The organism is Zoogloea sp., assembly GCF_041911615.1.
Lineage (GTDB): Bacteria > Pseudomonadota > Gammaproteobacteria > Burkholderiales > Rhodocyclaceae > Zoogloea.
This window is the reverse complement of record NZ_JAYROR010000109.1, coordinates 1-8,909: the sequence shown is the minus strand read 5'-3', so window position 1 is coordinate 8,909 and position 8,909 is coordinate 1. Positions and strand designations below refer to the sequence as shown.

General features: G+C 69.0%; 6 protein-coding genes and 1 pseudogene. 4 read left to right on the top strand and 3 right to left on the bottom strand.

Annotated elements, in window-relative coordinates:
- Positions 1-1,185: hypothetical protein (locus ACE3P2_RS14085; RefSeq protein ID WP_374265522.1), on the bottom strand; the 1,185-nt coding region annotated here is incomplete at its 3' end.
- A 3-nt stretch (positions 1,186-1,188) separates the two neighbouring features.
- Entirely contained in the window at positions 1,189-2,574 is a 1,386-nt protein-coding gene (locus ACE3P2_RS14080; protein ID WP_374265520.1) for a hypothetical protein, read from the bottom strand.
- 174 nt (positions 2,575-2,748) lie between these two features.
- Between ACE3P2_RS14080 and tkt the strand changes: the two genes are divergently transcribed.
- The 4 genes from tkt to ACE3P2_RS14060 all read left to right on the top strand — a co-directional run bounded on the left by tkt (position 2,749) and on the right by ACE3P2_RS14060 (position 8,474).
- On the top strand, positions 2,749-4,779 hold the full coding sequence (gene tkt / locus ACE3P2_RS14075) for a transketolase (RefSeq protein WP_374265518.1): 2,031 nt from the start codon (positions 2,749-2,751) through the stop codon (positions 4,777-4,779).
- A 93-nt stretch (positions 4,780-4,872) separates the two neighbouring features.
- Entirely contained in the window at positions 4,873-5,901 is a 1,029-nt protein-coding gene (gene gap / locus ACE3P2_RS14070; protein ID WP_374265516.1) for a type I glyceraldehyde-3-phosphate dehydrogenase, read from the top strand.
- Positions 5,902-5,968: 67 nt separating this feature from the next.
- Complete coding sequence (locus tag ACE3P2_RS14065) at positions 5,969-7,153, top strand: phosphoglycerate kinase (protein ID WP_374265514.1); 1,185 nt, start codon at positions 5,969-5,971, stop codon at positions 7,151-7,153.
- A gap of 154 nt (positions 7,154-7,307) precedes the next feature.
- A complete protein-coding gene (locus ACE3P2_RS14060; RefSeq protein ID WP_374265512.1) occupies positions 7,308-8,474 on the top strand; it encodes a diguanylate cyclase domain-containing protein in 1,167 nt (388 codons plus the stop codon).
- 10 nt (positions 8,475-8,484) lie between these two features.
- Here the strand turns inward: ACE3P2_RS14060 and ACE3P2_RS14055 are convergent.
- Positions 8,485-8,909, bottom strand: a pseudogene (locus ACE3P2_RS14055) (DUF4440 domain-containing protein); the annotation flags it as partial.

Genomic DNA, 8,909 nt, shown 5'->3' with positions numbered 1-8,909 from the left:
GGCTGCCGCCACGGTGGGCGCGGGCGCGGCGACGGGCGGAGGCGTGGCCACCGTGGCACTGGCCGGCGCCTTCGTCGCGACGGGCGCGAGCGCCGCCGGGGCCGCGGCCACCACCGGCGTGATCACCGGCTGATTGGACACGATGGCGGGCGGCGGCGCCTTGCGACTGCCGTACAAGGCCATCGCATTGACCGGCAGCGGCGTGCCGCGCTCACGGGCGATGGCGTCGGCGTTGGTCCGCGCCAGGGCCTGGGGATTACCCCGGCACTGTACGACGGCGTCCCGCCAGGCCACCTCGGCCCTTACCGAAAGGACGTCCTTCTCGGTGGCCGATACGGCCGCGCCGGCGGTGCGCAGATGCTGGCTGAGATCGGTGGCGGCATCCCACAGCGGGCCGCAATGCTCGGCGTTGTGAGCATCGACCTGGGTCTGTTCGACCTTGCGCATCGCCTGCTGCTGGCGGCTGCCGAGGCATTTGTCGGCGGCGCCCTCCCAGGCCAGCACCGCCTTGCCGTAGAGCATCGCCGCGTCGTCCCAGCGCTTTTCCTTCCACGCGGCGCGGGCGTAGTCGCCGAGCGAGCCGGCGCTCTTCCAGGCGGCGTCGCAGGCCGGGCCGGCGGACAGCAGCTCGGCGTTGGCGGCGCGCACCCGAATCGTCGCGGCGAGGCTCTTCTCGGCTTTTTCCTTGTGGGGCGACTGGCACATCTCGGCCGCCTCGCGCCAGGTGGACTCGGCGTCGGCCAGCAGGCGCTCGATCTGGGCCGGGTCGCCCTTCTCGCCACGGGCGGCGGCGGCGCGGATGTCCAGGTCGAGCGCCTTGTCCAGACGCGGCAGGCAGTCGCTCTGGTGGCTGGAAGCGGCCTCCGCCGCCTTGAGCGCGGCGCTCGCCTTGTCGCCCTGCCTGTTGGCCTGCGCCGCCACCGCCGGGCAACCGGCAGCCACCGTGAGGAAGGCGCTGCTGGCATCGGCGAGCAGCGGACGCGCCTCCTTCCACTGGCGCGCCGCGGCGGCCTGCTGGCCGCGCTCGAAGGTCATCTCGGCCTGCTGCATCAGGGCCGGGCAATCGACCGCCGGGGCCGACGCGTCGGGCATGGCCGCCGACGGCATGCCCTCGGCAACGGCCACGGAGGCCAGCAGGGCGGCGGCGAGGCCGGCCCCGAGGTCAGGGATTCGCACGATTTTCATGGCTCACTCGGTGCCCGATTCGAGGGGCATTCTCAGCAAAGTGTCGATCAGGCCGCTCTGGCCGACGCCGGCCAGGGGCTGGATGTCGTCGCTGTCGGATTGCAGCGCCATGCCGCCGATCTCGTCGGAGGCACTGGGCAGGTCTGACAGCTTGAGCGTAAACGCCTCCAGCGAGGCGCCCTTGAGCACGGCGGCAAGCATGTCGCCGCGCTGGGTCTGGCGGGCAAGGGTGCCGAGCTTGGCGAGCCGCTCCTCGTCGAACACGAATACGTTGCTCACCCGGTTCTGGTCGAGGAGCTTCTGGTGCAACGTGGCACCGGCCAGCGGATCGCCGCCGAGCTTGCCGATGCGGTCGTAGGCCCAGCGGTCGGCATCGTCGAACGCGGTGGTGGCGACCCACGACAGGCTCGACACCGACATCCCCATCCGCGCCATGAAGGTGTCGCGCAGCACGTTGCCGGCCTGGCGGCCGACCGACTTGACGACTTCCTCGCCGATCTTTTGCACGTAATCCTGGGCCGCCTGCTCGGCGAGCTTCTTGGCCGCCTCCTCAAGCGCCTGCTTGGCCACCGCTTCCGAGGCCGACTTGGCCGCCGCCGCAGCCGCCGCCTGGGCCGCCTGGTTGGCCGCCACCTTGGCCGCCTGCGCCGCGGCGTTGAGGCCGGTCGCCAGCGAGGCGATCTCGAACAGCGTGGACACGACCTCCTTGGTGTAGTGGAAGGTCTTCATCCGGGTGCCGCCCTCCTCGGACAGGCCCTGGGTCCACAACACCATCCACAGCGCCTCGTCGGGCGTGATCTGCGGCCCGAAGATCTCGAGCGGATGGATGCTCATCAGCCAGTGGAAATCCTGGTAGCCCGGCGTCACCGGCGGCGCCAGACGGGCGTAGCCGCGGCACACCTCGAGCGGCTTGACGGTCACCGTCTTGCCGGCCGCCGTCTTGACCGGAAACGGTTTGCCGTCGTCGCGCAGCTCGGCCAGTTCGGTCAGCATCTTGTTGGCGTCGTCGCGCTTGTAGCCCTTGATCTCGACCAGCTTGTCGCCGGGGGCGAGACCGATGTCGGGCGCCGCGGCGACCACCGTGAGGCGCTCATCCACCTGCAGCGCGCGAACCCAGGCCACCCGGTCGTCCTCCTCCCACTCGTAGCTCGTCGCCACGCTGAAGGGCAGCTCCCACTGGTGGCTGCAGTCCGGGTCCTTGAGGCCCGCCGAACGCACGATGGCCGGCCGCAGGGCCCGCTCGCCATGACCCAGCAGGCGCAGGTTGCCGAGCAGCGTCTCATTCACCTTGCGGCCGTCGTCGACGGTGTATTTCATGCCACCGCACGCGCCCAGCAGCAGCGTGGCGACAGCCAGGAGCAAGGCGCTCGGACGCGAAAGAAGACTCATCGGCGACCACCGTTGTAAGAGAATGTAAGTCGGCACGGATTATGCCGGACTTTTCCCGCCCCGACCGTGACGCCGCCAACGCCCGCATTCGGCCCGTCAAGGCTACCCAAGCCCCCTGAAATCAAAGATAATTACGGTCTTTGCGCGCCGCTCCCCCGGCCGAAGGTTCATTCGATGTCTTCTTCGCGTAACGTCAAGCCGCCCGTCTTCACTCCCCTGACTGGCGCGATCCGCGCGCTGGCCATGGACGCCGTCCAGAAAGCCAATTCCGGTCACCCCGGCGCCCCGATGGGCATGGCCGAGATCGCCGAAGTGCTGTGGCGCCGCCATCTGCGCCACAACCCGGCCAATCCCAAATGGGCCGACCGCGACCGCTTCGTCCAGTCCAACGGCCACGGCTCGATGCTGATCTACGCCCTGCTGCACCTCACCGGCTACGATCTGTCCATCGACGATCTGAAGAACTTCCGCCAGCTCCACAGCAAGACCCCGGGCCACCCGGAAGTCGGCTACACGCCGGGCGTCGAGACCACCACCGGCCCGCTGGGCCAGGGCATCACCAACGCGGTGGGCATGGCGCTGGCCGAGAAGATCCTCGCCGCCGACTTCAACCGCCCCGGCCACGAGATCGTCAATCACCACACCTACGTCTTCCTGGGCGACGGCTGCCTGATGGAAGGCGTCTCCCACGAAGCCTGCTCGCTGGCCGGCACCTGGGGCCTGGGCAAGCTGATCGCCTTCTACGACGACAACAACATCTCCATCGACGGCCACGTCGAAGGCTGGTTCACCGACGACACCCCGAAGCGCTTCGAAGCCTACGGCTGGCACGTCGTGCGCGACGTCCAGGGCCACGACCCGGTCGCCATCGAGGCCGCCCTGAAGGCCGCCCAGCTTGAAACCGGCAAGCCGTCGCTGATCTGCTGCAAGACCATCATCGGCGCCGGCAGCCCCAACAAGCAGGACAGCCACGACGTCCACGGCGCCCCCCTGGGTGCCGCCGAGATCGAAGCCGCCCGCGCCTACATCGGCTGGAACCACCCGCCGTTCGAGATCCCGGCCGACGTTTACGAAGCCTGGGACGCCAAGGCCAAGGGCGCCGCGCTTGAAGGCGACTGGAACACCCGCTTCGCCGCCTACGCCGCCGAGTTCCCCGAGCTCGCCGCCGAATTCACCCGCCGCATGGCCGGCGAGCTGCCCTCCGACTGGGCGGCCCACGTGGATGCCGTGCTCGCCAAGGTTGCCGAGAAGGGCGAGACCATCGCCACCCGCAAGGCCAGCCAGAACAGCATCGAAGCCTTCGCGCCCAAGCTGCCCGAACTCCTCGGCGGCTCCGCCGACCTGGCTGGCTCCAACCTCACCCTGTGGTCCGGCGCCAAGGGCGTCTCCCGCACGACCGGCGGCAACTACGTTTACTACGGCGTGCGTGAGTTCGGCATGGCGGCCATCGCCAATGGCATCGCGCTGCACGGCGGCCTGGTTCCCTACACCGCCACCTTCCTGATGTTCAGCGAATACGCCCGCAACGCCCTGCGCATGGCGGCGCTGATGAAGGTGCGCCAGATCTTCGTATTCACCCACGACTCCATCGGCCTCGGCGAGGACGGCCCGACCCACCAGCCGGTCGAGCAGACCGCCTCCCTGCGCCTGATCCCCAACATGGACGTCTGGCGCCCCTGCGACACCACCGAGACCGCCGTGGCCTGGGCTGCCGCCATCGAACGCGCCAGCGGCCCCAGCGCGCTGGCCTTCTCGCGCCAGAACCTGCCCTTCCAGCCGCGCAGCGCCGCGCAGACCGCCGACATCCGCCGTGGCGGCTACGTGCTGTCCGAAGCAGGCACTGCGTCACAGCCGGTTTCGCCGCAAGCCGTTATCATAGCGACCGGCTCCGAAGTGGCCCTCGCCCTGGCCGCCCAGAAACAACTCGCCATTGATGGCGTCGCCGTGCGCGTGGTGTCGATGCCCAGCACCAACGTCTTCGACCGCCAGGACGCCGCCTACCGCGCCGCGGTGCTGCCCAAGGGCCTGCCCCGCGTCGCCGTGGAAGCCGGCGTCACCGACGGCTGGCGCAAGTACGTGGGCCTTGAAGGCGAGGTCATCGGACTCGACCGCTTCGGTGAGTCGGCCCCGGCCGGCGAGCTGTTCAAGTATTTCGGCATCACCGCCGACGCGGTGGCGGCCGCGGTCCGCAAGGTGCTCGCCTGATCCGGCGACGGGTCGCACAGATACGCATGGCGCCCTCGGGCGCCTCAAGCAACATGATTTCGGTTTCGTGTATTTAACTAGGGAGAAGACTCGATGAGCATCAAGGTCGCCATCAATGGTTTCGGTCGTATCGGTCGCTGCACGCTGCGCGCCATTTACGAGCAAGGTCTGCAGAACGAATTCGAAGTGGTCGCCATCAACGCCTCCGGCGATCTGGCCACCAACGCCCACCTGCTCAAGTACGACACCACCCACGGCCGCTTTGCGACCTCCGTCGAAACCGAAGGCGATAACGTCATCATCATCGACGGCAAGAAGATCCCCTTCTACTCCACCAAGGACCCGAAGGGCGTCAACTGGGGCAGCCACGGCGTGGACGTGCTGCTCGAATGCACCGGCGCCTACACCACCAAGGCCAAGGCCCAGGCGCTGCTCGACCAGGGCGCCAAGCGCGTGCTGATCTCCGCCCCGGGCGGTGACGACGTGGACACCACCATCGTCATGGGCGTCAACGAAGAAGCGCTGCGTGCCGACATGACCGTCGTCTCCAACGCCTCGTGCACCACCAACTGCCTGGCCCCGGTCGCCAAGATCCTGGCCGACAGCGTCGGCATCAAGCAGGGCCTGATGACCACCATCCACGCCTACACCAACGATCAGGTGACCGTGGACGTCCGCCACAAGGACCTGCGCCGCGCCCGCGCCGCTGCCGCCAACATCATCCCAACCAAGACCGGCGCCGCCAAGGCCGTCGGCCTGGTGCTGCCGCAGCTAGTCGGCAAGGTGGATGGCTTCGCCCTGCGCGTGCCGACCATCAACGTCTCGCTGGTGGACCTCACCTTCACCGCCGAGCGCGCCACCACCAAGGAAGAAATCAACGCGCTGATGACCGCCGCCGCCAACGGCCCGCTGAAGGGCGTCCTGGCCGTGAACACCGAGCCGCTGGTGTCGTCCGACTTCAACCACACCACCGTCTCCTCGACCTTCGACGCCACCCAGACCCGCGTCATCAAGGGCGAAGACGGTTCCGTGCTGGTCAAGGTGCTGGCCTGGTACGACAACGAGTGGGGCTACTCCTGCCGCATGCTCGACGCCGCCCGCGCCTACGTGAACGCCAAGTAATCCTGCCGTAGCGACGCCCCGCCCCGTGCGGGGCGTTTTTCATTCCGACGCCACGAAAAACATCATCATGCAAGTCAAGAAACTCACCGACCTCGACGTCGCCGGCAAGCGCGTCTTCATCCGCGCCGACCTCAACGTGCCCCAGGACGAAGCCGGCAACATCACCGAGGACACCCGCATCCGCGCCTCGATTCCGTCGATCAAGTACGCCCTCGAAGGCGGTGCGGCGGTCATGGTCACCTCCCACCTGGGCCGCCCGACCGAAGGCACCCTGACCGCCGACGACACCCTGGCGCCGGTCGCCGTGCGCCTCGGCCAGCTCCTCGGCAAGCCGGTGCGCCTGATCCAGAACTGGGTCGAGGACGGCGTCGCCGTCGCCCCGGGCGAGGTCGTGCTGCTCGAGAACTGCCGCTGCAACAAGGGCGAGAAGAAGGACAACGAAGAACTCGCCAAAAAGATGGCCGCGCTGTGCGACATCTACGTGAACGACGCCTTCGGCACCGCCCACCGCGCCGAAGCCACCACCCACGGCATCGCCCGCTTCGCCCCGGTGGCCTGCGCCGGCATCCTGATGGGCGCCGAGATCGACGCGCTGGGCAAGGCCCTGCACGCCCCGGCCCGCCCGCTGGTGGCCATCGTCGGCGGCTCCAAGGTGTCGTCCAAGCTCACCATCCTCAAGTCGCTGGCCGACAAGGTCGATCAACTGATCGTCGGCGGCGGCATCGCCAACACCTTCCTGCTGGCCTCCGGCAAGCGCATCGGCGACTCGCTGGCCGAGCCCGATCTGGTCAAGGAAGCCCACGCGATCATGGACATGATGAAGGAGCGCGGCGCCGAAGTGCCGCTGCCCACCGACGTGGTGGTGGCCGACGAAGTCTCCGCCCTGGCTCGCGCCAACAAGATTTCCGTCGATGACGTGGCCACCCACGACCGCATCCTCGACATCGGCCCGAAGAGCGCCGCGCGCCTGGGCGAGATCATCGCCAACGCCGGCACCATCGTCTGGAACGGCCCGGTCGGCGTGTTCGAGCTGCCCCAGTTCGCCGGCGGCACCAAGATGCTGGCCTCCGCCATCGCCCACTCCGAAGCCTTCTCCATCGCCGGCGGCGGCGACACCCTGGCGGCCATCGCCAAGTTCGACATCGCCGACGACGTGGGTTACATCTCCACCGGCGGCGGCGCCTTCCTCGAGTTCCTCGAAGGCAAGACCCTGCCCGCCATCGCGGCCCTCGAGGCGCGCTTCAACGACTGACGCGGGCGCTCGCCTTCGTCATCCGGATGCGGCCTGTGGGCCGCATCTTTTTTGGGCGTCCCCCTCAACAAAGCGGCGCCGGGCGTCGATAATCTGGCATTCCGATCTTCCGGTTGCGTCCCGGCCCAGGCCCAGCGACCCACCCGATATCGCCATGTCCATCCCGGTCAGCGCCCTCCTCGGCTCCACGCGCCGCTTCGTGTCGGCCATCGTGCTGTTCGTGCTGCTGGATCTGACGGTACTGGTCATCAACCTGTGGCTGGCCGACCAACTGGCCGACGACGCCGTGGCCATCAACCTCGCCGGGCGCCAGCGGATGCTCTCCCAGCAGACCACCAAAGCACTGCTGCTCGCCAACGGCGCCGCCGATCCGGCCACCCGGGCCGCCGCGGCCGACGAACTGGCCACCGCCTTCGGCCTGTTCGAACAGACCCTCACCGCCTTTGCCGAGAGCGGCCAGACCCTCGGCGGCGACGACACCCCGGTCACGCTGAAGGCCGTCACCGGCGAAGCGGCCCGCGCCGTCCGCGAGGCCCGCGCCATCGTCGCCCCGCTCAAGGCGATGCTCCACGGCGCCACGCCCGCTTCGCGCGACGGGCCGCACTACGCGGCGGCGGCCGACTACATGGTGCGCCACAACCGCGAAGTGCTGTCGCTGATGAACAGCCTCACCACCGCCCTGGAGCACGACTCGGTGCGGCGATCACGCGACCTGCGGGCAATCCAGACCGGCGCCTTCGTCCTCGCGCTGGGCAATTTCCTCGCCATCGTGGTGGGATTGCTGCGCCAGTTCCGCGCCACCGAAACCGATCGCCAGCGCTGGCGCGAACTGGCCCGCCATGACCCGCTGACCGGCCTCGCAAACCGCAAGGCCTTCACCGAAACGGCGCTCGGCGTGCTGGCCCGCGCCGAAGTGGACGGCAGCTGCGGTGCCGTACTGATGCTCGATCTGGACGGCTTCAAGCCGATCAACGACAGCTTCGGCCACGCCACCGGCGACCGCATCCTGATTGCCCTGGCCGCGAGCCTCGATGCCACCGCCCGCGCCACCGACACGGCGGCCCGCCTGGGGGGCGACGAGTTCGCGATCCTGTGCCCCAATCTTCACGAGCCCGCCCACATCGACCAGTTCTGCGGCCGCCTGCTGGCCGCCATCGCCCGGATTCCGGACGAGATCTGCCCCGGCCGAATGCTCGGCGCGAGCATCGGGGTCGCGGTCTATCCAGACAACGGCTACGCCCTGGCCAACCTGATGGGTCAGGCCGACCGGGCCATGTATGCCGCCAAGCACAGCGGCGGCAACCGCTGGCAGGCGGCCTGAGTTGCCGGGCTCAGAGCTGGGCTTCGCGGCGGATCTTCCATTCGCCGCCTTCCTTCACCCATTCGAGCTGCTTGCGCCCGGTATCGCTGTAATTGCCCGACTGGTAACGCTGCTCGAAGGTCACCGACACCACCTCGCCCTCGACCTTGTAGGTGGGCGCGTTCAACTGCACGCGGATGTCGCCCTTCTTGTCGAGCTTGACCCGCCGGTCGGCCTCCCAGGCGCTGCGGCTGCGTTTGTCGGCCGGCACGAAGGCGCTGCCGTAGAAGCCCAGGTAGCGCCCGGAATCCTTGGCCTCCCAGGCCTGGCGCCAGGCTTCGACGCGGCCGGCGACGAGCTTCGCCGGATCGCCCGCCGGCGCGGCAGCGGGTGCCGGGCTGGCGGCGGGTGCCGGCACCTTGACGACCGGCGCCGCGGCAACTGGGGCCGGCGGCG